Here is a 23,985-nt window from a genome sequence, read left to right as displayed (position 1 = left end):
GGCCGCAGGAGAAAGGAGCATGCAATCATTTGCAAATTCCTTGAGGGAAGCCATCGGCAAAGGCGACCTCAAGGCGTATGTATACAGCTACCCCCCAAAACGGACATATAAAGAGCTTGAAAACATTCGATTGAGCGATGTGTGGGATTCAAACGACCAGGCGCCGGTAGCGTTATACATACATGTGCCATTTTGCCGATATAGGTGCACCTATTGCACGCTCTTTCTGACCACGCGGCACACGGAGGATCTTATTCGACGTTATGTCGAAAAGATCTGCTGGCAGATAAGCCTTTATGCAACATTTGCCGCTCACAGATCTGTCGCATCGGTCTATATCGGCGGCGGAACCCCAACTCTCCTGCCCATCGATCGGCTGGCCCAGATTTTCTCTTCCGTTCGAGATGGCTTTCCAAATATCGACCGTTCGACCGAGGTGTGCGTCGAAGGATCTCCCGACACTGTGTCGGGGGAACTGCTGGATTTTTTGAAGAACCAAGGCGTGAACCGGATCAGCATGGGAATCCAAACGATGGATTCCGTCGAACTGAGAGCGTCCGGCCGCCCATATCAGGTTTCTGTGTCGATTTCGTCCATTGAAGCAGTTCGCAAGCGTTTCGATAACTTCAATCTCGACTTGATCTACGGCCTCTTCCGTCAAACGCCGGAAAGTTGGAAGCGCTCGCTGGAGCAGATTTTGTCCTTTCGGCCAACAACCGTTTCGCTTTATCCGGCGATCAGCCGGCCGCTCACTGCTATGCAAAAGCAGCAGCGATCTCGACCGCAAGAATATGTGGAAGACCGCCTCAAATATGAGATCTACGACAGCAATGTCGATTTTATGCAGGACAATGAGTATCGACAGGAATCTTTCACCCGTTTTACCTGCCTTCCAGAAGGCACCAGCGCCTACGGCCAGGAAACCTCTGACTTCCTCGGTGTTCCGATGATAGGCATCGGAGCAGGCGCGCGAAGTTATAACGGGAAATATCACTACAGCCTCGACTATGCCGTCGCGCTGAAGAATGTCGGCAAAGCCATCGACGATTATATACATCTCGAGATGACTAGTCGGAATTTGCTGAAATACGGAGTTATATTAGACGAATCCGAAGAACGGTTGAGATATTTTATACTTAACCTTACGCTCAACCAGCTTTCAGAAGCAGATTATTCACGACGATTCGGACGGGACCTCCGCGCCGATTTTTTGGAGGTGATAGATGCTCTGGAAGTCGAAGGCTGCATCGATTTGCGGGGCGATGGCGCCATTGCCCTGACCCGGAAAGGTTACAAGTACAGCAACCTGATAGCGCATCATCTCTTCTCGGACCACGTGAAAATCCGTGAAGAAAGGTACGTTCCTAAATGAAAAACAGCGAGCGGTTTTGGGAACGAGGCTATTCGGATCCCAACGTCTGGACGATGGGCGGGCCAAGCGTCGAAGTCTATGAGATAGAACAGCAACTGCCAAGAAACGCAATGGTCGTCGACCTAGGATGCGGCGAAGGCAGGAACGCTCTCTTTCTTGCATTCAGGGGGCATGCGGTAACTGCATTGGAACCGTCATCGAGCGCGGTCAGAAAACTGCGATCGGTTGCAGACGAACATTCGTTGAATATCGATGTGATCGAAGGGAGAATCGAGGATTTCGTCCCTGATGAGAGATACGACCTGGCTTTGGCACACTCGTCGTTGCACTTTGTGACCAAGGATGTGTGGGTTCCGTTGATCAACGAGTTGAGACAACGGACCAACGAGGGTGGATTTCACAATTTTACATCGATCATCGGGACTTCCCGGTATCCGGTCCCGTACGAGTGCCGGCACGCGAATTCATTTGATCGGGGCGATCTCGACTCACTCTATGCAGACTGGCAGGTACTACGCTCTGATTTTTACGCGAAATGGGATTCCCATCCCGGGATTGCGACGCATGTCCACGCCGTAGAAAAGTTCCTCTCTAGAAAGGCAGGACCCGACGGCCCTTTGCCATTCACCAAAGTCGACCTGTCGAACAGCGACGCTCTGCCTGGCGATTTGTTCGAAAAGATCCCGCTCGGGATCCACGTTGAGGACCTCAGACTGTTATGCAACCGGCCGACGACGGTCAATCGGATCGAAATGCCCGGACTGAACCTTACCTCGCCAATCGAACTGACCCGCGGCTATGCTGTTGAAGAGTGGTTCTTTGGCAAGCATGCGCTTCAATTCACGCAAGGCGTGCTGACGGGCAAGTACGAGTACTTTACGCAGCCGATCTCGTTGCAAACTGTTCCCAGGGCGTCCAATCGGTATGAGGCAGGAGCCCATCTCGGCCCGCAAAAAACTGATTGAAGTCAGGGCATACGAGGACTGATGAGAGCATCGGGCAGAGCTGGTGGAAAAGAGACCGCGCAAGCGCCGGCCAATCCAGCGCAGTTGGCGGTATGAATCGAATTCTCGTACTCACTACTGCTGTGTTTATCACCGGATTGGCCGAGAACGTTTTCATCGGGGTGCTGCCGAATGTAGCCGGCAGCCTTGGAGTAGGCGAGTCCGAAGCAAGTATCCTCATTTCAGTGTTCTCGGTCACCTACGCGTTCTTCGCGCCGATAGCTACACTGATTTCCTATCGCTTCGATGTAAAACCGACGCTCCTCGCGGCCATGTCAATCTTTGCAGGGAGCAATGTGCCGGTTGTGATCGGTGGATCGGGGCTGCTCCCAATAAGCGCCTCGAGGATCATCACGGCTATGGCTTGCGCGCAGATATCGGTATGCCCCGTCGGTTGTGCAGTTCAGATCGTCTCGGAAAGATATCGAGCTCGTGCCATAGCCTCCGTGTACCTTGGAATAAGCGGCTCGCTTTTTTTGGGGGTACCTCTGGGCGTGTGGATTACACATTTGATTGGTTGGCGCCGCCGTAGGCCTTGCAATGATTGGCCTATCTGTCGTCGCTATATGGCTTGTAATCGTCGTGCTACCGAATGTCGGGTCGCCGAGCAAGCGCTCGCCTTTTGGCAAACTGTATCTAGCTCATTTCCGGGATCGCAATCAGATGATGGCGCAGTGTGTTTCTATTTTGTTCATTGCAGGTCATTTCACCCTCTTCAGTTATTTGACCTCTTACGCCGCGAGCAAGGGGTTCTTCGGGCCACACTGGGAGGCCTTTCTTTACGCCGTTTTCGGGTCGTCGGGCATGGCGGGGGGCGTGCTGGCCGGTATTCTTTCTGACCTCGCAGGTCGTCGGCTCGCGCTGGTCGCGAGCCCTGCAATCTATCTCGTCACAACGTTGCTGCTATGCGTGTCAGAAAGCAGCATCTTTTTTTCGCCAGCCTTTCAATTTGGGGATGCGCGAGCTGGTCGATTTCGCCGATCGTCCAGAGCGATATTGCGGATCTCGGCCGAAGCCCGAGCGACATTATAATCGGTGCGAATGTCACCGCAATGCACGTGGGCGTTGCGGCGGTACCGTAGTCGGCGGCAGGCTTATTGCAAATTATGACTTGTCGGTGCTGCCGATCGGGGCGGCAGGCCTAGCTGCGATGGCTTTGGCCGCGGCGATCTTGTCGGTCAGAACCTCGCATTGATACTGCGGTGCTGGTCCGTAGTCGCGCGCCCCTACTCGTCGTTATTCTTACGAGCGGGCGTAGAACCATGGCTCCCAGACTCGGCATTGCGCCTCAATCCGAGCAAGCAAGGAACTATGAAGTTCTAAAATTTTGCATTGCAGCATCACATTGATCTGGGGACCTACGATCAAGCGCTCGCGCTCACTGGATGTCTGGAATGACTACAGCGACAAGCTGTCGTCAATGACTGAGCATGCTCGTATTAGTGCGAAATAAACGAGGCGATCGACGTCTTGGCATCCTCTTTGCGTATCACACTTCCATCTCGCAGTTGCGAAATGATTGCGGATTCCGACGATCGCGCGCGCCCTGCTTCCATCCACCCCGACAATGAGGACTTGCTATGGGTGATCTACTAAAAGGAATCTCGAACTTCCGCGGTGCCGTGTTCCCGAACTACCAGGCACTTTACCGCAAGCTTGCGCAAGAGGGACAGCAGCCGCACGCCTTGATGATTTCGTGCGCCGACAGTCGAGTCTTGCCCGAAACCATTACCCAGTCAGGACCAGGTGAGCTGTTCGTATGCCGCAATGCCGGAAATATCGTTCCACCATTTTCAACCGCAAACGGTGGCGTTTCGTCAGCAATAGAATATGCCGTCGTAGCTCTCGCGGTTCGAGACATCATCGTTTGTGGCCATTCCGATTGTGGCGCGATGAAAGGGCTCTGCCGTCCCGAATTGCTAAAGTCCATGCCCAACGTCGCCGCTTGGCTAAAGCATGGTTACGCTGCGCATTCGATCGTTTGCCAAGCCTATCCGGCCGACCTTTCCGAACGTCAAAAGGTCCGCGCTATCGCTATGGAGAACGTCATTGTTCAGCTTGACCACCTGCGCACACATCCTTCCGTTGCAGCAAGGCTTGCGACCAATGACATGACGCTGCACGGGTGGTTTTTCGATATCGAAACGGGAGAGGTGGAGGTTTACGACGGGTCGGCCGCCCGCTTCACAAAGATACGCGAGGACGGGCCGTTACCGGTCGCCGTTACCGGTCGCGATCGGCCGCAAGTCCTAGCCGCAGTTGCAGCGGAGTAGTGCCATGACCAATAACAGCTTCGCTTTTTCGCGCGATTTCGCCTCGTCGCTTGTCGTCTTTTTCGTTGCTATCCCGCTTTGCCTTGGAATTGCAGTTGCCTCTGGCGTGCCTGTTGCCATGGGCCTGATATCAGGCATCGTCGGCGGCATTGTCGTGGGCTTGCTGGCGGGTTCGCCCCTGCAAGTATCGGGCCCTGCCGCTGGTCTGGCGGTCATCGTCTTCGGCTTTGTCGAACAATATGGAGTGGCCATGCTCGGGCCGGTCCTGATCGTTGCTGGGCTTTTGCAGATCCTTGCCGCGTTCCTGAAGATCGGATCATGGTTTCGGGCAATCTCGCCCGCTGTCGTTCACGGTATGCTCGCCGGTATCGGCATTCTGATCATCCTCGGACAAATACACGTTTTGATGGGGGCCAAACCGGCTGCGGGGGGCATTGAAAACGTCGTGGCGATGGAACGAACATTCGGACATCTTTGGGGAGGCGGCATGACGAGCGAATCCGTCGACTTGCTTATAGGGCTGATTTCCTTGCTCGCGATGATCGGCTGGGAAAAATTCAGGCCCAACCGGCTGAGGCTGGTCCCGAGTGCGCTGGTAGGCGTTGCCATCGGAACTACATTAACGGCTGCATTGCGGCTACCGATTGCCAGGGTCGAGGTTCCTGCATCTCTAGCAAACAGCATTTCATTGCCGACAGTGGAAAGTTTCGCGAATATGGCTCAGCCTGGAATCGTCGTCACATCGCTGGTGATTGCGGTCATCGCCAGTGCGGAATCATTGCTGTCGTCTGCGGCTGTCGACCGGATGCATGACGGCGCCAGCACACGCTTCAACAAGGAGCTTTTTGCACAAGGTATTGGCAACGGGCTCTGCGGACTGCTCGGTGGTCTGCCGATCACTGGTGTTATCGTACGCTCCTCGGCAAATATCCAAGCCGGGGCGCGTACACGGGCATCGGCTGTCCTGCATGGCGTCTGGATTCTTGGCCTTACGGTGTTGCTGCCGCAATTGCTTTCCATGGTGCCGCTGACGGCCCTGGCCGCAATACTGCTCGTGACGGGTTGGCGGCTGATCAGCCTTCATCACGTGCGCGATCTCTTCGATCATCATGGTTGGCTTCCCGTGGGCATCTGGATTGCGACTGTTGCGATGGTCGTACTGCAAGACCTGCTCGTGGGTGTTGCTCTAGGTTTGACGCTCTCGATTTTCGAGATCCTTCCTTATCTGCGGCGCAAGCTTGCTATCGATCGAATGGAAGATGCTGAGACGGTTCATCTGACGCTTGGTGGCGTTGCGACTTGCAGGGATGTTCCCGCGCTCCTTAATACTTTGGAATCGCTTCCAGCTGGTTGCACAGTCCGGATCGCCAGCAGCGATTTGCACTATGTGGACCATATCTGCGCAGAGACCTTACGCGACTGGCTTAAGCGGCAGAAAAAATTAGGTCGCACGGTCGATATTCAGCATCCACCCGCCGGCCGCCATCCGCGGCTGGTGCCAATCTTCAAGCGATTGACCGCCGAGACCGCCGACCCGACAGGATAAGTGGCAGGGACTGCTGAACAGCGGATGGGCGAAGACATTCTCAGCCATCCGGACCTTCTGCCGTGATCAACCGCCTCGCAAATTATAATTTAGAGAACCTTGCATGTTTCTCCTTAGATTTTGAGGTCCGTCCGCTGGCCAGCTTAAAAGGAGCGACCGTCGTGTCTGGCTTCGAAATGGCGTGCTGAACGTCGCATTGTTAGGCCGGCCCGCGGTTCGTTTTTGAGCCTTTGCAAGATAGCGAAGGAACAGCTCCGGTGCTTGATTGGCAGCCGGCCGTGTGGTGTTTCTGACAATTCGTGGTTCTTCCTACAAACTCGCCAATACGAACCAGGAACCCGGTGGCGCATCTGCCACTTTCTTGAGTTACACGAGCAGGTCTTCGGAAAAGGCGATCAGGGGACGACGCATCGGCAGCATGGCGCACTGGCGTCTCGCAGCTTCTTATCCGGCGGAAACTCTTCATCATATTTGATCAAGACCATTTACGCCCTCGCCGGGCAATCGCGAGCGCCGTGCCTTTTTGACTACTACATAGGCGATTGCGAGCAATACGAACCACAGCGGCGTAACCTTCAAGGCGATAGCCGTGTCCGGCTTCTGCGCCAAAGCCCACAAGATAAAGGTGAAGAAGCCGAAGACCATCGCGACAGCGGCACGTCCGCCGGGCATTTTGAAGGTCGATTTTTCGTGTAAGTCAGGCCGCTTGCGGCGATATTGCAGGTAAGATGCAAGGATGATCGACCAAATAAAGATGATAAGCACTGCAGAAACCGTCGTGACGATCGTGAAAGCCTCGATGACATTGTCTCCGGAATAAAGCAGGCCGATCCCCGCCAGCAGAAAGACGCACGAGAAGAACAAGGCATTTACCGGGACCTTCCTTCGGTTCAACTTGCCGAATAAGCCCGGCGCCAGCCGGAGGGTCGCAAGTCCGTAGACCATGCGCGATGTTGAATATATGCCTGAGTTGGCACTTGATGCCGCCGAGGTCAGTACGACGAAATTCACCACATGGGCGGCAATACCGAGGCCGGCAAGCGAAAACATAGCGACAAAGGGGCTCGAATTCGGATCGACTTGATTCCATGGAATGACCGTGAGGATGACGAACAGGGCACCGAGATAGAAGAGTGCCACACGGACCGGAATCGAGTTGATTGCCTTCGGCAGGTTGCGGGTCGAGTCTTTGGTCTCTGCCGCGGTCATTCCAACGAGTTCGATACCCGCAAAGGCAAACACAGCAATTTGGAAACCGGCAACGAAGCCGTGGAAGCCGTTCGGAAAGAAGCCGCCATGCAGCCATAGATGCGAGACCGATGCCCTGCTTCCATCGGGCAGTGTGAGGCCTGTGGAAAGCATGTAAGCACCGGTAACGATAAGCGACACGATGGTGACGATCTTGATGAGCGCAAACCAGAATTCGATTTCACCGAAATTGCGTACGGTCGGCAGGTTGAGGGCGAGAAGCGTGAATATAAGACCAAGCGCCGGTATCCAGAGCGCCATATCTGGGATCCAAAATGACACGTAGCTGGAGACGGCCACGACCTCGGCCACCCCGGTCACAATCCAGGAGAGCCAGTAGGTCCAGCCGGTGAAAAATTGCGCCCAGGGGCCGAGATAATCCCCGGCGAAATCCGCAAACGAACGATAGTCCGGATTGGATAGCAGGATTTCTCCAAGCGCACGCATGACGAAGAACAGCATGAAGCCGATGATCGCATAGACGAGCAAAATCGAGGGCCCGGCGAGCGAAATGGTCTTTCCTGATCCCATGAAAAGACCGGTTCCAATTGCGCCTCCGATGGCTATAAGCTGGAGGTGCCGGTTGGACAGATGACGTGCAAGATGATCATCCTCTTTTCGATGAGAATCTACGGAGTTCCGTGGTGCTACATTCATTGACTACCTCTCGTCCTTCATGATCGACGCGCCGATGATCGGCCAAACCTCACGGGCGCCAGCAGACAACATCATCCAAGTCAGAGAGCCACTGGCACAGCTCGCGCCAAGACGACTAAGATCCGACGTTCAGCACGGAATCATTAACAGGCAAGGCGAGGAAAACGCCCGGTTCTATACCCGCTTGAATGCCACGACGGCATTCGTGCCACCCATGGCGAAGGCGTTGCTCAGCGCTACGTGTACCTTCCGCTCGCGCGGCACATTGGGAGTAAAGTCGAGATCGCAAGCGGGATCCGGCTCGCGGTGATTGGCGGTCGGCGGCACGACGCCCTCGCGCAGAGCCATCACACAGGCGATCATCTCGAGCGCGCTCGACGCGCCGAGGCAATGCCCATGCACGGATTTGGTTGAAGAGACGGACATTGAGTGGGCATGATGCCGGAAGACACGTTTGATCGCTTCAGTTTCGATCTGATCGTTGGCTCTGGTACCAGTGCCATGCGCATTTACATAATCCACGTCCTCAGCATTCAGCTCAGCATCTAAAAGGCAGGCTCGCATCGCTGCCACTGGCCCTTCGACGGAAGGCGCAACGATGTCGAACGCATCGGCGGAATGACCAGCGCCGGCGATTTCAGCAAGAATTGGGGCACCGCGCCGTGCGGCATGTTGATAGCTTTCCAATACCGCGATGGCCGCACCCTCGCCTAATACCACGCCTCTTCTGTCGGCCGAGAAGGGGCGGCAGGTATCGGGTGCAAGTATACGCAGTGCTTCCCAAGACTTCAGCACGCCCCACACAAGCGGGGCATCGCTGCCGCCAGCAAGCATGACGTCGGCGCGGCCAGGTCTAATCTGATCCACCGCCGAGGCGATGGCATGGTTGGCCGAGGCACAGGCTGACGTGACGCCGAAAACCGGCCCCCTCAAGCCAAGGCTCATGCTGACGTGAGCGGCGGCAGCACTCGGCATAACCTTGGGTGCAGTAAGGATGGCAGCCCGGCGAGCGCCATCTAAAAGAAGAGCACGATAGTTTGCTTCGATCGCTTCCCAGCCGCAGACGCCGACACCTACTGTCGCACCGATGCGATAGGTATTTCCTTCGTCGATGGAGAGTTCGGCATGTCTTGCGGCTTCGCGTGCGGCAATCACGGCAAGCAAGCTGAAGCGGTCCATTGAATTGGATTGCTTCGAATTTAGGCCATGCTCCGGTAGCGTCTTGATCTCGGCGCCGATCATGCCCTTCAACTCGTGAAGTTCTGAATTGGCAATTGGGCCGATAGCTGAACGCCCTTCGCGCATTGCGTCCCAGATGGAGGCGTGGTTGGTTCCGAGCCCGCATAGGCCGCCTATTCCAGTGATAACGACGCGCCTGTCCATTCAAGCCTCCCTTGCTATCAAAGCGCGGACGGCTTCAATGAGATCGCCAACACTTTTAAGATTTGCCCAAGCTTCGGCGGTGTTAAACTCGATGCCGATGTCATAGGCTTGCTCTAGATCCCAGAGGATATCCGCCAGTGTTATCGAATCGATATCGAGCGAGCTCAGTTCGGTCTCAGTCGTTATTTCGTCGTCGCTCAAGGAGGGATCTTTGTCGGTGCCGTGCGCAGCAGCGTTTTTCTTGATCATGGCGATGACGTTATCTGCGATTTGATCTGGCATATTGTCTCCTATCGATTTTTGTTACGACGCATAGGTGGCACCAGGGCGCCTGCCTCTTCCCTCGAAATGGAAGGAGTGCATTGGCCAAACACGCTCTAACGAGCGGCCCTGATCAGCCTCTCAGCAAGATTTGTCTGGCGAGCGATGATCTCAGATCCTTCATAGGAAAGGTGACCGCTATCTCGGTAAAGGAATTTGCCGTCAATCTCGGTTTTTTGCATGTTGTGCCGTCGCAGAGAAAGTCGTGGTAGGAAACGACTTCTACGTCGGCCTTGAGCGCCACTTCGTTTAACAGCTCGAGGGTACGGGCGCGTCTGCGACGGTATTCACTGACATCTATTTTGCAGTCGCTGTAGCGCCCAAGCATAATGCTTCCCCTCGCCTTCCTCTCCAGGCAATCGCCAATGTCGAAGTTTCCGACTGGCGGAGGAGCAACCACAACCACGCGCTTGCCTAACGCGCGAACACCTTCGACGAGGGCCTTAATCCCCTCAATGGTTATATATTGCGAGACCTTGGCATCGGTGAAAGTCTCACCGTTCCTCTTAAGCACCATATATTCATTCGATACAGGCGTATCGAAAGGGCTTGAAATAGCCACCGTACTGATCTCCGGCCGATTTTTCAAAACGGCCAAAACACGGTCATTGAAGTCAATGCAATCCTCGCCGAAGGCACGAGAAAAGGGTGACGCTAACTCCTTTGAAACCGCAGCAACGCCGATGGCCGGGAAGCATCCGCTCATTGTGAGCTGAGCTAGTCCGCCTTCGCCGATTGTTTTGGCTAAGCCGGGAACCAGCGCCATGGCAAATGAATCGCCCCAGACCAGCAATTCTGGTCTGTTTGTGGTCTGGCAGCTCTTGGGGACGTCCTGAGGAGGCGGACCGGGTTTGAAATCACACGCTCTCGCGAGACCGTAGTTGATCCGCCGGATGGTGGCAAAATCAAACTTGTTCTCGGTTGTGGCTATGGCAACGGAGGGCGAGAAGGCGAGAAGGACCGATGCGGCCGCCAATCCTGAGACCAGCCGGAGACGAGACATGACGTACCCCCGTCGGAATGGCTCCTCCACGAACGAGTAAAGCGCCCAGCTTCCAACAAATGAGAAAGCAACGGCCGCATAGATCGCAAGCGCCGGAGGCTCCGCCAGCCAAACAGCTCTCATATAGACAAGCACGGGCCAGTGGATCAAATAGAGCGAGTAAGAGATGTCGCCAATCCTCGCCATGCCTCGCACGACAATGTTGTCCCGGGTGCGCGCAAGCAGGAAGGTCAGAGTTGCCAAGCAAATCAAAGCGGCATCCACGACTGGATGAGCGAAACCCATCGGGGCAAGGAGGAGAAGCGCGAGTGCTGGGAAACGTAACTTCACAAGCACGGCAGACACCACTGGCATCGTTGGAAGCAATGCGCCAAGTGAACCAATGGACATTTCCCAAGATCGGGTCGGCAGAAGATAAAACACAGCAGATGGGTTCTGGGCGACCAGATAAAAACATAGCGCAAGGCTAGCGACAAGGAACGCCGCTATTCCGATGAGCCACCATCTCCTCGGCGCCAAAGCCAAGAAGAGAGGCAGCAGCAGGTAGTACTGTTCTTCGACGGAGAGCGACCAAAAATGCAGGAGGGGCATCGTTTCGGCGGCGGGGCCGAAATAGTCCACTTGGTACCAAGGAACGATGTTACTGGAAAATGTGAGGGCCCCTATGACCTGATTGCGGAACTCCTGCAGCCCCACGTCCGAAAGCAAAAACGGCGAGGCGACCGTCGTAAGCGCAATGACGATGTAGGCCGCCGGCAATAGACGCTTCGCACGTCGGTAATAGAACTCCGAAAAGCTGAAGCGCGATTGCTCAAGCTGCGTCCGGACCAGCTTGGTGATCAGAAAGCCGGAAATTACGAAAAATACGTCAACGCCAAGATAGCCAGCTGTAAACGGCCCAATACGTGCATGATAGAGGACGACCAGCAAAACAGCCAAGCCACGCAACGCTTGGATATCGGTTCGAATTTCACGCGGCATTGGAGGGACCTGATGTAATTCTCTACTAATTAGATTCGCGATCGTTTGGCCGCAGGGTGGCTTTTAGGTTTCCCCAAGCAAGCCCGCGCTTGGATCAACTCTGATGTTGACCATGAACGCGCTGCTGCCTAGGTGCACTCGACGTATGCGGCGCATTGGCAACCCAGAAGCGTCATAGCTCCGGTCCATTGCGATCGATCATCGAACCAGAAGGCCAATCGGACATTGATCGTCCAATCGGTAGAACGACGACAAGTGCGTCATCGATGCGTGTGGGCGGCTTATCGAGGCGCGGCTCTTGTAAGGTGGACCGCACGCGAACGTGCGGAAAAACCGTCACAGGACCGTAACGGCCGAACCTCCGGATATGTCTTTGCAACTCCGGCCGAACCGTGCCGAATGCAAACGGAACGGCGAGATCCTGGAGTGTTGGAAGCATGGCTCGGATTGAATGGCTTATTCCGAGTCTTTCAAGATCGGTGCGTATCCCGTACAATCCCAACTCAGCCACCGGCAGGTCTATTCCGTCAACTTTAATGAAGCGGCGTAGCAGTCCCAGATGAGCGGCGATCCCGTCAACGTCATAGCCGATGAGGCGAAGTTCGGGTCTCGCTCCGGCCCAGCTTCGACTTCCCTCGAATGGTTTTGCATTAAAGGCCCCGGTTGGTCCATAGGTCGCTCGAAAGAACTTGGCGAGTTCGACATGATCGGCGAGTTCCAGCTCGTTTTCCCAGCATAGTCTCCACCGCATTTGAGAGCACATGCAAAGATCTCCTCTTCCGAGTGTTTTTTGAAGCAGCTGTGCGATGAAAGGCACCGGGTTGAGGGCGCCTAAAAGGCATTCGTCTGCCGCCGGCTGTAGCCCTCATGCCCATAGGATCGCTCGTGGCGCTGGGTTCCTTACTGTTCGGCTTTGCAACCAAATACTTGTCCATTCGCGAACCGCTTGCGATAGCCATCAATGTATTTGATAGTAATCAAACGATGTTCCTTTTTAATGGATCATAACGCTTAATTCGCACAATCGATTATTTGGATGTGGCGCATCCATGCGATGAATGGATTGCATCCGATAAGTGCGACTAAAGTCCTTATTGAACTCAATGGGCCAACAACGGAGCGTCCGCTTGCACTGTGAGAAAGACTGCTCACACTTATTCGAATCATCATAGTGCTGGATGGCGATGGCCAGCAGTGCCGGCCATTTCGGGGGCGCTCTGCATAAATGGATAGGACGAAAAATGGAAGAAAGCATTGGGATCGACAACCGGGGTGACTTTGGTATCTGGGCTATTGAAGTTGCCAAGCAGATTGTCGGCGAACAGGGTTTTGATCTCGCCAAAGGCTGCGCGTGATGGAACTGAAGACGCAGTCCGGCAAGCAGGCAATGCTCTCGGGCAGGCTATCACCACTGCGCTCATGGACGTCTACGACGGCCTCCTTGAAGGCGCGCGAGACTAAGCCCTCGCAACATTGACGGTGTAGCAATTCGCTCCGGAATGCCCCGTCCGAGCACAGCTGCCTTCACGAATCATCTTCAGCAACGCTGATTAAGAAATTAAGAACGTCGTCGGCTTGGTTCTCTTGTCCCGGGATGAGCTTCGGTCGGCAGCACAGGACGGGCGAACAATGGGATCGAAAGCGGCATACGGCTCGCGATGCAGGCTGTGATCCACTCTGGTGTTCGCCGGCTGCGGCGTGGTTGATACCATGACACCGATTGCTGATGGGTCGGCCGAGGGAATTGCCCCCCTGCATTCTTGCCAATCATTGCGCTCGATCGACAGGCGCCCTGTCATTCCACGTGGCAAGCAATGACGGGGCGGGTGCGCTGACGCGGGTGGCAGTGGTGCGCCAGCGACAGGGCGCCCGGTCTATACCAGACAATCGGTCCGGGAGGAATCCTGTTCGCGAAAAATGAAGATGGTCATAGAGGAGGCATGCAATGATCCGAAAAGACATCGATATCGCTCAATGACACGGGAGAGCGGGGCAGTTAAGGAGACTGCCTGAGGCGCGCACGGCAAGCCGCCACACGCATCCAATCATCTGTCGCGCGAGAGATCATCTGCGCAAGATTGAATGGCCCACCACAGTTTGTGGTTGCCGGCGAGAGCGGGGCTGCATACCCCTGACGCGCTTTCTCGTGTGAGAAGGGCTTTCCCCGTAACTTGCCTTGTACATCGCCGAGAACCGTCCGAAGTGAAGAAATCCCCATTTCAAGCAAATTTCCCTCGTTGTATGCCCGTTCGCCGGATCAAGTAACTCCACCCGCGCCGCCCGCAAACGAAGCATGGCCAAATACGCGGCCGGCGTGGTCTCCCGGAAGGCACGGAACCCGAGTTGCAATGCGCGTGTCGACACCCCCGCGGCTTTCGCGACCATCGGCATTCTGATCGGCTGGCTGATATTGGCTTCCATATATTCAATCGCGCGCCGGACATGCCTGGGGGCTATCATGTAGGGCTTCCTGTCGAGCAGGTGCGAAAGCTTGTGCGGGACAAAGCGTACTATCAGGTCGGCCAAAGCTTGAGTGACGTGCGCCATTGCGATTGGGGATCGAACTGAGGGATCGCGCAACCCACGAATGACGGTCTCCGCGAGAGAGCCGATCATTTGACCGGCCGACGTCGACGTTTCCAATTCCGGCAGAAGGTCCAATGATCCACTGAATGGCGTCTCGAACGTTTGATCAAGCGTCTGCAGAATCACATTCCAGTCGAGCAAAAGCTCGTCAATGACGTTCGATCGGCCATACATCACAACGCTCTCTGGCTCAAGATTGTTGTATAGGAGCAACTTACCGGGTCGAGCGGTGGCTTCGCGCGAGGCGTAGGTCACTCCCATGCCTCCGCTACGCGGTAGCACAATCGACAAATGCTGCACAGCGTTGATGGTAGGCTGGATTTGAAACTCAAACTCGTGTTGATGAAAACCCTTGATCACGGTGGCATAGTCACAGGTCGAAAAATCCAGACTCCACTGGAAGTCATCGACAGGGCTGACCAGCGCGGCTTTATACTCACCAAAGGCAGTACCGAGTGTTTCGATCATGCCATCAAATGACGATCCACCACGCTTAAATGTCAAATGGGGGCTGCTGCTTTGAAACATCCGATACGCCTGTTCGTGGTTGCAATTGGGATACTACACTCTTGGCGAGCCTATTTGCGGTTAGTCGCCGCGGTAACGAATTCAGCTCATAGTCCCATGAAGCCCTGGAAGTCCATCCGCACCTCGTCGTCGTAATAGGCCCAAATCCGCCCAGTAATCTTGTGGGCGGCACCCACTCAAAGACGTTCAGTTTCATTTCGGTCTCCTAAATGTCACTTTCGCGACACATCGAAGGACTTGCTACGCGGCCCGCCTCCTGCAGAATTATCTCACGCATCCAGGTGCTCGCCGGATCGTTTTCATGCGAGGCTGGCCACTGGATGCCCTCGGTGAACGCCGGAAGAGGTATTGGACTTTCCACAATTCGCAAGGGCATAGATGGTGCGAGATGCTTCACCAGTCGCAGAGGCAGAATTGCGAGCCTGTCGGTGCCCAATAGCGCTGCGGGCACCATCCCGAAGCTCTGAACGGCAACTTCGACACGCCTTTTGACACCTCGTTCCGATAAATAAAAGTCCTCAAGCGACTGCTGTTGACCAACCCCAGACTTAGCTGTGACGTGGCCCATCGCCATATACTCTCTGACCGTAAGTTGACCAGATAGTTTCGTATTCGTCGTACAGCCAACGGACACGAACTTTTCGTCGAACAGCTTCGCTCTGGGATGTGCGCTTGACATAAACAATTCCGGAAGAATTAGAAAATCGGCTTTGCCCCGCCGCAGAAGCTGGTCCGGATTATCTGGGAGCGGAATTAACTCGAAACTGACAGCGGGAGCTTCCCTTGCCAGACGCTTTATGATTTTCCGGAAGAATACTGTCGTCATGAAATCACAAAGCGCGATCGTAAAGTGTCGCTCCGGTTCGTCTAATGCGAAGCTATCTGCAGAAATAATGTTGAGTTGAATGTGCTGTAGTGTCTCTCGGACCGCGGAGGCGAGGCTTTCCGCACGTGGCGTCAGGATAAGTTTCCGGTTCTGCATCGTAAACAGGTCATCGCCGAAATAGTCGCGCAGCCGGCGGACGGCGGCACTCATTGCAGGCTGACTGAGATTGATGCTGCGCGCCGCTGCCGAAACGTTGCGTTCCGTCATCAAAGCGTCAAATGCGACGAGAAGATTAAGATCAAGACCCTTGAAACGCATACCGATTTAGCCCCAGAATTATCGTGAGGGTTGAAAAGAACAGTAGTGTTCCGATGTTTGCGGGCAGATCTGACGTCGTGACCTTTCAAAGCAAGATCAATCATTATCGCAAAGACTATTGAGTGCGTAATACGGATATCTTAGGATTGAATTGACCAGTTTTGATTGTAGGCAACCTCACATTCTGGACATTATGGCCTACTGCCTGCCGTTGCATTTTTCACAGTCTTCAGGGTGTTGAGTTTGGCTTCGTCCAGTTTTTTCTGACGGCACTTTGATGGTGCCGCATGGTTTCAACGTCCAACTTCTTGCGTGTCAGATGCTGGACAGGACGGGACCGAACTGGCACATCGTTAATTTCAGTGGGCGAACTTGCCTGGAACGCGGCTTCGAACGAGCTACTGGAAGACATGTCGACACCGTGCTTCAAAAGGGATTCGGGCACGCCGTGCCTCCTGACTGCGACGTGTCTGCCCGGTCGGGTTCAGCTTGCGTTCCAGCAAAATCGCGCAGCAACACCCGGAAGCGCCGAGAGCCCGATCGCTCATCGTCGCTAAATTGTCAGTTGTTTAAAGAAAAGCTCAATTGGCTTGCTCTTCCCTCCAGGCGGTCACAATTTTGCAAAGCCAAATTGCACTCCGCGAACATGTGGGAAGAAGCCCGCGGCGGCCTCCAGAACTCGCTTGAGGAATTCGACATATCAGAGTGCCGGGCACGAAAAATATTCGGTTGCTTGAGTGGAATCACCAACCGCAAAAGTCCAATCGAAGGGCTGCGAGCGGCGACCCTCCCGGACAGGCAAAACCATGTATCCGATAAGGGGCAAAGCGTCGTGGCAAATCATCCTATCTTTTGCATTTGCCGCGACTTGTCATGAAGAAGCTCGTTGATCGAGAGCAGCCCCTAACTTCAGATTGCTGAGATGCGCCGCGGCAGGAGCTTGGCCGGCTCGGCGATTCCTAACGAGGGATGCGCTGTTTAGCGTGTAAATTGATGCCGTGGATGTGTGCTATTCAAACAATCGATTTTGCGAATTGATGGCGGTGCTGCATCAGGCGGACCATTGATTGCAGAGAACCTGGGGCGTCGACGGCACAAGAGTGACGCTGAAAGCAATCAAAAGCAGTCAGGAGAAGCCCTGCCGAGAACTATCGCGCAATCAAAAACCGGAGATGAAGCATGCGTCTTACACTTGCCGCCGCGGCGGTACTTTCCACTTTATCTTTGCAGCAAGCCGTCGCTGGCACTGTAAACTGCGCTCCGATCACCGAGCAGCAGGTAGCAGAATTGTTCGATCGCTGGAATGCGTCGCTCAGAACACTCGACTCCGAAAAAGTTGCCGCGAATTATGCGGAAAATGCGATCCTGCTGCCGACGCTGTCGAACACACCGCGCCTGACACACGAGCAGCGAGCCGCTTATTTCGAGCACTTTCTCAAAAAGCGGCCGAAAGGATCGATCGATCTGCGCGTGATCAGGATCGGATGTAACATGGCAACGGACAGCGGCATTTATACTTTTTCATTCGCCGATGGCACCAAAATTCCCGCACGTTACACCTACACCTATGAATTCATGGACGGAAAATGGATGATTACAGCCCATCACTCCTCATCGATGCCTGAGACATAGGGATGGCTCGAGCACGCGTGCTGGCGATATGCCAGCACACGCTTGCGGTGAACTCCAGCTCATCACTCCAAGCCAGAACTTTCGCCAGCAACACTTGCCTCACTGTTCTTTCTTCCCAACGAAAATCGCTGGATCGTATGACGGGCCATAACGTGAGCTTGAAACCGCCGAAAGGGTCATGGCATGAAGGTCTATGCCGGCGTCATCTTTGAAAAAGCGGCTTCCGGCGGCCTCGTCGACACGTCGTCTCCGTCGTTCTTGCAAAAGCACTGGTCGAAATTGCCGGCGAGGAAGAGGCTGCCGCGGCCCGTCACCTTTTGAGGCCGTTTCTGTCAACCGGCGCCAGGGGCCGAACAGATTCTCCGCCCTTAGCCGGCGCAGCGATCAATCAGAGTACAAATTCAAAGCGTTCGACCAGAGCCCACTCTCAGCAACGGTGCCCGCCTCCTCGGAGAGGCCGATCGCGGGACGGCTCCTCCTCCTTGACGCAGTGCATTGTGGAGCTACGCATCCATCATGCCAAGCGACAAATGGGATTCAAAACATCGAGATGATTGGGCGGCGCGCTTGTCCTATGTCGGACATTGTCGAAAGGACAACGTTGCATTTGGCTTCAAGGCGTTGGGTCATCGTCACAATCCGAATTTAAGCACAAACGTCTTTCGGCATTCGAACTAAGGACAGCTCATTTCAGCGACGTCGATGATACGCAAGTCCTGGATCGTTCACTCGACTGGAATGACCTTTGCGTTTGCGATTTAAGGGCGGCGGGAACGGGCGACCGGCATTGGAAGACGGGAAGCCATGATGCCTGGCGGCGAAAAAGCACCCCTCGAGCGCAGAATCCCATCTGATCGAAAGGAAGACGACGCGTGAAATCTGGACATGATAAGCCGGACTGGAGACGAAAGTCATTGCGCGCCTCATCATCAACTTTCATCTCGAAAAAACATAGCGAGGCGCATTTACCTTGGTATACCATCTATCCAACGATACAGGAGTTTTCCTCTGCAATCGGCGCCCATACGTATGAGGAATGGCTGCGGAGCCTGCCAACCGATGACGCTGTTTCGCTCTATCTGCACATTCCATTTTGCCGCTCGATGTGCTGGTATTGTGGTTTTCCAACGAGCATCACTCGTCTGGATAATTTGATCATCCACTATCTAGCAATGCTCCGTGAGGAGATCCGCTTGGTCGCCGAGCAAGCGCCGAAGGCACTTGGCGTGAGCGACGTGCACTTCGGGGGCGGATCCCCGACCATCATGCCGCCAGCAGACTTCCTGTCGCTAATGGAACTTTTGCGCGGCCACTTCGCGTTCGAGAAAGCGGCTAACATCGCTATCGAGGTCGACCCGCGCACCTTCACCACCGATATGGCCGAAGCCTTTGAGAAAGCCGGTGTGAACCGCGCAAGCGTTGGTGTGCAGAGCTTTGATCCCATCGTACAAAAGGCGATCAACCGGGTTCAGAGCGAGGCGCAGGTGATGACTGCCGTCCAGAACCTTCGCCTGCATGGAATAGGGCGCATCAATTTCGACCTGATGTTTGGATTGCCCTATCAAACAGTCCAGTCCTGTCGCCAGAGCGCGAAGTTAGCTATTGAGATGCGTCCCGACCGTCTCGCGGTCTTCGGTTATTCGCACGATCTATCCTATAGAAAAAATCAGCTCCTGATTGACCGGGCAGCATTGCCCGATATAGCCGGGCGCGCTGAGCAGGCCTCGGTCATGGCCGAAACGTTAGCCGCTGCCGGCTATCTGCAAATCGGGCTCGACCATTTCGCGCTGCCGGATGATGAGCTTGCATTAGCGGAGAGAACTGGTCGTCTGCGGCGCAATTTGCTTGGTTACTCGGCCGAAACACGCCCAACTGTGATCGGCTTCGGCGCGTCGGCCATCGGTCGTTGCGGCGAAGGCTACGTTCAAAACGTATGCGGCGTCCACGCCCCATCGATTTTTCAGTTGCAGTGATCTGAGGTTGATCTACGGCCCGTCAAATGAGCTCACCGAAGAGTACCTGACGAGCTCATTGTGAGGCCTTGATGCGGGCGGCGTAGGCCCAGGGCATGAGGGCATCGATGTCTTTTGCTAGGTGGCCGTTTGCGAGGCTGACGAAGAGATCGCACAGATAGGCGTAGGGTTCAACGCTGTTCATTTTACAAGTGCCGATCAGGCTGGCAAACCGGGCCCAGTTGCGGCCCCCTCCCTCGAAGCCGGGTTCATAATGCCGGGTTTCTGGCATTCGAGTCCACGGTCACTTATCCCTTCCATCCACTGGTTGACCAAACCGTATTGGTAACCGGCAGCCATGAGCACGAAGGTGTTCATTATCTGCTGATTCGACAAGCCCATGGTGGCTCATTTCAAATCCCCGCATGGATGTTTGATCCTGCGGCAAGTTCGATCGAGATTGTAGCCGAGCCGCGCCTTTCGGCAGCCAAGCTTATTGAACTGCGCGCATTCATTGATTCTCACGTACCTTTTCGCTCGGTTCAAGAAGCCGAAGGGATAAGCCATGAGAAAGCAATTTCGCATGCAATTGGATCTGTTCGTGACAGCCCGGCCGGTAGACCTGAGCGACACCCAGCGCCGGGAAGCCTTAACACTCCTTCAATTACTGTTGACGGAAGCGGCGGCAAAGCTGGCCGGCAAGCGGTTCGCCGACGGCGGAAAGGAGGCGGGCAATGAGTAAGATTACCGCCGACCATCTTAGCCTTAGCGCCTTCGTCTACGTCCGGCAGTCGACAGCCTACCAGGTTGCCAATAACCTGGAAAGCCAACGACGGCAGTACGGCTTAGTCGAGCGTGCTCGACAGTTGGGTTGGGAGACCGTCGAGATCGTCGACGATGACCTTGGACGATCCGGAGGTGGCATCGCCCGCCCAGGATTCGAGAAGCTGTTGGCGGCGATATGTGAAGGTCGGGTGGGAGCAGTCGTATCGCTTGAGGCCTCACGTCTGGCGCGCAATGGCCGTGATTGGCATACGTTGCTGGAATTTTGTGGTCTGGTCGGCACTCTGATCGTTGACGAAGAGGCTATTTACGATCCGCGCTCGCCTAACGATCGTCTCCTTCTTGGCATGAAGGGTACGATGAGCGAGATGGAGTTATCCGTGTTTCGGCAACGATCCGTCGAGGCCATGCGCCAAAAAGCGCGGCGCGGCGAACTTCATCTGACTGTTGCCGTCGGATATGTGAAGACGGATGATGCCCGTGTCGAGAAAGATCCTGATCGGCGCGTTCAGGAGAGCATTCTGCTCGTCTTTCGTAAATTCGCCGAACTGCAGACCGTCCGCCAGGTGTTGCTCTGGTTCAGGCAAGAGAATGTCTTGGTTCCGTCTGTCAATCAAGGGCGCGGCAAACCGCCGATCGAGTGGAAAGCTCCGGTTTATCATACCCTTCATCACATACTGACAAACCCCGTCTACGCTGGCTCGTACGCCTACGGCCGGCGTGGGACACGGGTGATGATCAAGGATGGGCGCAAACGGGTCATCCGTGATACGTTGCGGCGTAATTCGAAGGACTGGGAAGTTTTGATCCACGACCATCATGAAGGCTATATTAGCTGGGCCGAGTTTGAAAGGAATCAGCATCTGATCGCCGAGAATGCGAATGGAAAAAGCTACATAGGGCGGGGTTCGATAAGGCGTGGCGAAGCTTTGTTGCCTGGACTATTTCGTTGCGGTCGCTGCGGTCGTCGACTGCATATTCAATATTCTGGGAAAGGCGGCAACACGCAGCGATACGTTTGTCGCGGCACATTCGGCGACATGGCGGCTGCAAACTGCATCGGGTTCGGTGGCATGCGCGTCGATCGGGCCGTCGCGCAGGAAGTTCTCGAACGACTGCAACCCCTCGGGATCGAGGCGGCGTTGCAGGCAATGGAGGCGCACACGCAGCGTCATAGCGATAAGCGTCAGCAACTCGAGAACTCAATCAAGCAAGCACAATATGAGGCTGCTCGAGCGCGGCGCCAGTATGACGCTGTCGATCCCGACAATCGGTTGGTCGCGGGCGAGTTGGAAAGACGCTGGAATGAGAAACTGATCCAATTGCGTGACCTGGAGATCGAGCTTGAGACGCTCTCGACCGACCGCGACATGCCCGCGCTATCGGCAGATGACCGTGCAAGACTGATGAAGCTCGGCAGGGACCTGGGGCAGGCATGGGACAGCCCCAGCGTATCCATTGAGACGCGCAAAAAGATCATTCGGCTACTAATCACGGAAATTGTCGTCGATATCGTCGACGACACATTGGCGATCATCATTCATTGGCAAGGTGGAGATCATACCCGGATGACAGTGAAGAAGAACAAGATCGGCCAGACCCGGTGGGCAGTTAAGGCTGATGTTGTCGATCTCGTGCGCGCCTTGGCAAGGCAGTTACCTGATTTGTCAATCGCAGCGATCCTGAACCGCTCCGGCAAGCGGACTGGACATGGCGCCAGCTGGACACGAAGCCACGTCTGCAGTCTTCGCAACATCCACGGCATCCCCGTCTATCGGGAAGGCGAACGGGCTGAACGCGGCGAGAGAACCCTCGACGAGACCGCCGACATTCTGAAGGTAAGTCGAGCTACGGCTTATCGGATGGTAAGCAGCGGCGTCCTTCCCGCTCGACAGCTATGTGCTGGAGCGCCTTGGATCATTCAACTTTCCGACCTTCAAGACGACACTGTTCGCCGCGAAGCAGATGCCAGGCGATCAAGACGTCCGATATCTCAGGATCCGGTTCAAAATCCCCTTTTATTTTAAGGACATCGTCAGATGAGCAGTATGTCGCGCCAACGTCGCTACCGGCAAAGAGCGCATTGCGGCGATTCATGGCTGGTCGGCGGATCGCGTTTTCCACCAGGTTGGAGTCGATATCGACGTGGCCGTCGTCCAGAAACAGCCGGAATCCGTCCTGCCGCGTCAGCATATAGGCCAGGGCTTTTCCGAGGTCGGACTTGCGTGAGACGCGCTGGCTTGCGCTGCGAGCCAGGTGAAGAATTCGTCCACCAGCGGGAGGGACAGGTCCTGTCGAACTGCCCGGCGATGTTCGGGATCTGAGCCCCGGATACTGCCTTCGATCTTGTAGAGCGCGGCGATCCGCACCAGCGCCTCGTCGACGATGGGCGATCCACTCTTTGGCGCGGCCTTGATCAGCTTTCTGCGCCCGTGCGCCCAACAGAAAGCCAGCTTCAAGGGATCACCGCCCATCCGGTCCGACGTGGCGAGGTGAGAGTAACCACCGTAGGCATCCACCTGGATTGTCCCGTTGAACCCGTCGAGGATTTCAGCGGCATATTCGCCTTTACGCCCGGGCCGATAATGGAACACCACGCCCGGCGGCGCAGAACCGTTCCAGCCGCGGTCGTCACGCAACACGGCCCAGAGATAACCGGTCTTCGTCTTGCCTCGCCCCGGATCCAACACCGGAGCCGTGGTCTCGTCGACATAGAGCCGCGTGCTTTCAAACAGCAGCCGTTTTGCCATGTAGTCGACCACCGATGCGATTTCGCTGCCCGCGCGCCCCATCCAATCGGAAAGGACCGTGCGGTCTATCGGCACCCCATGTCGCGCCATGACCTCGGCCTGCCGGTTGAGCGGCATATGTTCGGAATGCTTGGAGACGGCAATCTCAGCCAGAAGGGCTTCCGTCGGCCAGCTCCCTTCCAGCAGATACGCCGGCGCTCTGGCCTGGACGACGCCCGTTCGACCCTTGGGGCAGGCGTATTTCGGGCGGATCGTGACGATCACCTCGTAGCGTGCCGGAATCCGGTCGAGCCGTTCCGTCCGGTCTTCACCGATCCGGACCATGTTGCCGCAACCACAGGGGCAGACAATACTGTCAGGCTCGATCACCTTCTCGACCCGCGGCAGGTGTTCGGGCAATGCACGGGCCTTACGCTCCTTGCGAGGGGCGGCCTTGTCCGGATCGGATGCGCCGGCTTCGATCTTTTTCTCGACGGCGGCGATCCGCGCCTGTGTTTCGGCAATCGCCGTTTCAAGGTCTTCCAGCGCCAGTTCCATCTGCGCCGGATCGAGCTTTTCCGATTTCGGCCCGAACTTCGTGCGCCGATAGTCGTGAACCTGCCCCTCAAGCTTCTCGACCAGTTCCTTCAGCTCGGCGATGAACGCGTCCCTTTCGGCAACCACAGCCTGCTCATGTTGACGTGCAGCACGCTCGACCGACAGTTCGAACTCCATCGCCGCAAAGGCTTTGACAACCTCTGGCGGAAGGTCCGGAAACAGGCTGAGATCAAGGGGCGATGACATGCGGCCTTATAGCAAGGCAGCACAAACCAAATAAAACAA

The 23,985-nt window shown here is 55.5% G+C and carries 15 protein-coding genes and 5 pseudogenes; 11 read left to right on the top strand and 9 right to left on the bottom strand.

Annotation, left to right across the window (positions count from 1 at the left end; translation table 11 throughout):
- Nucleotides 1-19: 19 nt before the first annotated feature.
- From CCGE531_RS30780 to CCGE531_RS30760, 5 genes are all read left to right on the top strand, one after another.
- Nucleotides 20-1,372: an STM4012 family radical SAM protein gene (locus CCGE531_RS30780; RefSeq protein ID WP_120670777.1), complete on the top strand. Its 1,353-nt coding sequence runs from the start codon at nucleotides 20-22 to the stop codon at nucleotides 1,370-1,372.
- Nucleotides 1,369-2,337: a class I SAM-dependent methyltransferase gene (locus tag CCGE531_RS30775; protein WP_004125894.1), complete on the top strand. Its 969-nt coding sequence runs from the start codon at nucleotides 1,369-1,371 to the stop codon at nucleotides 2,335-2,337. The genes CCGE531_RS30780 and CCGE531_RS30775 overlap by 4 nt, the downstream gene beginning before the upstream one ends.
- A gap of 552 nt (nucleotides 2,338-2,889) precedes the next feature.
- Nucleotides 2,890-3,408, top strand: coding sequence for a hypothetical protein (locus CCGE531_RS35060; protein WP_245459602.1), 519 nt, complete (start codon nucleotides 2,890-2,892; stop codon nucleotides 3,406-3,408).
- Nucleotides 3,409-3,956: 548 nt separating this feature from the next.
- Entirely contained in the window at nucleotides 3,957-4,649 is a 693-nt protein-coding gene (locus CCGE531_RS30765) for a carbonic anhydrase (protein ID WP_004125890.1), read from the top strand.
- A gap of 4 nt (nucleotides 4,650-4,653) precedes the next feature.
- Nucleotides 4,654-6,195, top strand: a complete 1,542-nt coding sequence (locus CCGE531_RS30760; protein ID WP_004125887.1) for a SulP family inorganic anion transporter — start codon at nucleotides 4,654-4,656, stop codon at nucleotides 6,193-6,195.
- A gap of 465 nt (nucleotides 6,196-6,660) precedes the next feature.
- Here the strand turns inward: CCGE531_RS30760 and CCGE531_RS30755 are convergent, their stop codons facing one another.
- The 5 genes from CCGE531_RS30755 to CCGE531_RS30735 form a co-directional block, all read right to left on the bottom strand.
- Nucleotides 6,661-8,100 carry an amino acid permease gene (locus CCGE531_RS30755; protein WP_120670773.1) on the bottom strand — a complete coding sequence of 480 codons (1,440 nt, stop codon included), beginning with the start codon at nucleotides 8,098-8,100 and terminating at the stop codon, nucleotides 6,661-6,663.
- Nucleotides 8,101-8,274: 174 nt separating this feature from the next.
- Nucleotides 8,275-9,483, bottom strand: coding sequence for a beta-ketoacyl-[acyl-carrier-protein] synthase family protein (locus tag CCGE531_RS30750; protein ID WP_120670771.1), 1,209 nt, complete (start codon nucleotides 9,481-9,483; stop codon nucleotides 8,275-8,277).
- Nucleotides 9,484-9,765 carry an acyl carrier protein gene (locus CCGE531_RS30745; protein WP_004125878.1) on the bottom strand — a complete coding sequence of 94 codons (282 nt, stop codon included), beginning with the start codon at nucleotides 9,763-9,765 and terminating at the stop codon, nucleotides 9,484-9,486. It lies immediately after the preceding gene.
- Between the two features lie 112 nt (nucleotides 9,766-9,877).
- The gene (locus CCGE531_RS30740) at nucleotides 9,878-11,788 is read right to left on the bottom strand and encodes an acyltransferase family protein (protein ID WP_245459601.1); all 1,911 of its coding nucleotides are present in this window, start codon (nucleotides 11,786-11,788) and stop codon (nucleotides 9,878-9,880) included.
- A 172-nt stretch (nucleotides 11,789-11,960) separates the two neighbouring features.
- Nucleotides 11,961-12,551: a NodA family N-acyltransferase gene (locus tag CCGE531_RS30735; protein ID WP_004125869.1), complete on the bottom strand. Its 591-nt coding sequence runs from the start codon at nucleotides 12,549-12,551 to the stop codon at nucleotides 11,961-11,963.
- 478 nt (nucleotides 12,552-13,029) lie between these two features.
- Between CCGE531_RS30735 and CCGE531_RS30730 the strand changes: the two are divergent.
- Nucleotides 13,030-13,249 (top strand): annotated as a pseudogene (locus CCGE531_RS30730) (hypothetical protein).
- A gap of 603 nt (nucleotides 13,250-13,852) precedes the next feature.
- On the opposite strand, the gene CCGE531_RS30720 reads toward CCGE531_RS30730, so the two are convergent.
- Together CCGE531_RS30720 and CCGE531_RS30715 are read right to left on the bottom strand one after the other, a co-directional pair.
- A complete protein-coding gene (locus CCGE531_RS30720) occupies nucleotides 13,853-14,902 on the bottom strand; it encodes an AraC family transcriptional regulator (protein ID WP_004112928.1) in 1,050 nt (349 codons plus the stop codon).
- A gap of 205 nt (nucleotides 14,903-15,107) precedes the next feature.
- On the bottom strand, nucleotides 15,108-16,046 hold the full coding sequence (locus CCGE531_RS30715) for a LysR family transcriptional regulator (RefSeq protein WP_004112925.1): 939 nt from the start codon (nucleotides 16,044-16,046) through the stop codon (nucleotides 15,108-15,110).
- 1,179 nt (nucleotides 16,047-17,225) lie between these two features.
- On the opposite strand from CCGE531_RS30715, the gene CCGE531_RS30700 reads away from it, so the two are divergent.
- Together CCGE531_RS30700 and CCGE531_RS30695 are read left to right on the top strand one after the other, a co-directional pair.
- Nucleotides 17,226-17,678 (top strand): SgcJ/EcaC family oxidoreductase, encoded by a 453-nt coding sequence (locus tag CCGE531_RS30700; protein ID WP_004112919.1) that lies wholly within the window; start codon nucleotides 17,226-17,228, stop codon nucleotides 17,676-17,678.
- Nucleotides 17,679-18,592: 914 nt separating this feature from the next.
- A pseudogene (locus CCGE531_RS30695) lies at nucleotides 18,593-19,609 on the top strand (radical SAM protein); the annotation flags it as partial.
- Nucleotides 19,610-19,706: 97 nt separating this feature from the next.
- Here the strand turns inward: CCGE531_RS30695 and CCGE531_RS30690 are convergent.
- Nucleotides 19,707-19,883, bottom strand: a pseudogene (locus CCGE531_RS30690) (transposase domain-containing protein); the annotation flags it as partial.
- Nucleotides 19,884-19,972: 89 nt separating this feature from the next.
- Between CCGE531_RS30690 and CCGE531_RS35055 the strand changes: the two are divergent.
- The 3 genes and pseudogenes from CCGE531_RS35055 to CCGE531_RS30680 all read left to right on the top strand — a co-directional run.
- Nucleotides 19,973-20,092 (top strand): annotated as a pseudogene (locus tag CCGE531_RS35055) (hypothetical protein); the annotation flags it as partial.
- A gap of 103 nt (nucleotides 20,093-20,195) precedes the next feature.
- On the top strand, nucleotides 20,196-20,372 hold the full coding sequence (locus tag CCGE531_RS35050; protein WP_240535395.1) for a hypothetical protein: 177 nt from the start codon (nucleotides 20,196-20,198) through the stop codon (nucleotides 20,370-20,372).
- Nucleotides 20,365-22,440 (top strand): recombinase family protein, encoded by a 2,076-nt coding sequence (locus tag CCGE531_RS30680; RefSeq protein ID WP_120667728.1) that lies wholly within the window; start codon nucleotides 20,365-20,367, stop codon nucleotides 22,438-22,440. Before CCGE531_RS35050 ends, CCGE531_RS30680 begins: the two co-directional genes overlap by 8 nt.
- Nucleotides 22,441-22,480: 40 nt before the next feature.
- On the opposite strand, the pseudogene CCGE531_RS30675 reads toward CCGE531_RS30680, so the two are convergent.
- Nucleotides 22,481-23,946 (bottom strand): annotated as a pseudogene (locus CCGE531_RS30675) (IS66 family transposase); the annotation flags it as partial.
- Nucleotides 23,947-23,985: the final 39 nt, after the last annotated feature.

The sequence above is a fragment of the Rhizobium sp. CCGE531 genome, from assembly GCF_003627795.1.
GTDB lineage: Bacteria > Pseudomonadota > Alphaproteobacteria > Rhizobiales > Rhizobiaceae > Rhizobium.
This window is presented reverse-complemented; position numbering and strand designations above follow the sequence as displayed.

Excerpts from the sequence above, each read along its gene's own strand:
- CCGE531_RS30780 (WP_120670777.1), top strand. The coding sequence starts at position 20 with ATGCAATCATTTGCAAATTCCTTGAGGGAAGCCATCGGCAAAGGCGAC.
- CCGE531_RS30775 (WP_004125894.1), top strand. The coding sequence starts at position 1,369 with ATGAAAAACAGCGAGCGGTTTTGGGAACGAGGCTATTCGGATCCCAAC.
- CCGE531_RS30765 (WP_004125890.1), top strand. The coding sequence starts at position 3,957 with ATGGGTGATCTACTAAAAGGAATCTCGAACTTCCGCGGTGCCGTGTTC.
- CCGE531_RS30760 (WP_004125887.1), top strand. The coding sequence starts at position 4,654 with ATGACCAATAACAGCTTCGCTTTTTCGCGCGATTTCGCCTCGTCGCTT.
- CCGE531_RS30755 (WP_120670773.1), bottom strand. The coding sequence starts at position 8,100 with ATGAATGTAGCACCACGGAACTCCGTAGATTCTCATCGAAAAGAGGAT.
- CCGE531_RS30750 (WP_120670771.1), bottom strand. The coding sequence starts at position 9,483 with ATGGACAGGCGCGTCGTTATCACTGGAATAGGCGGCCTATGCGGGCTC.
- CCGE531_RS30745 (WP_004125878.1), bottom strand. The coding sequence starts at position 9,765 with ATGCCAGATCAAATCGCAGATAACGTCATCGCCATGATCAAGAAAAAC.
- CCGE531_RS30740 (WP_245459601.1), bottom strand. The coding sequence starts at position 11,788 with ATGCCGCGTGAAATTCGAACCGATATCCAAGCGTTGCGTGGCTTGGCT.
- CCGE531_RS30735 (WP_004125869.1), bottom strand. The coding sequence starts at position 12,551 with ATGTGCTCTCAAATGCGGTGGAGACTATGCTGGGAAAACGAGCTGGAA.
- CCGE531_RS30720 (WP_004112928.1), bottom strand. The coding sequence starts at position 14,902 with ATGTTTCAAAGCAGCAGCCCCCATTTGACATTTAAGCGTGGTGGATCG.
- CCGE531_RS30715 (WP_004112925.1), bottom strand. The coding sequence starts at position 16,046 with ATGCGTTTCAAGGGTCTTGATCTTAATCTTCTCGTCGCATTTGACGCT.
- CCGE531_RS30700 (WP_004112919.1), top strand. The coding sequence starts at position 17,226 with ATGCGTCTTACACTTGCCGCCGCGGCGGTACTTTCCACTTTATCTTTG.
- CCGE531_RS35050 (WP_240535395.1), top strand. The coding sequence starts at position 20,196 with ATGAGAAAGCAATTTCGCATGCAATTGGATCTGTTCGTGACAGCCCGG.
- CCGE531_RS30680 (WP_120667728.1), top strand. The coding sequence starts at position 20,365 with ATGAGTAAGATTACCGCCGACCATCTTAGCCTTAGCGCCTTCGTCTAC.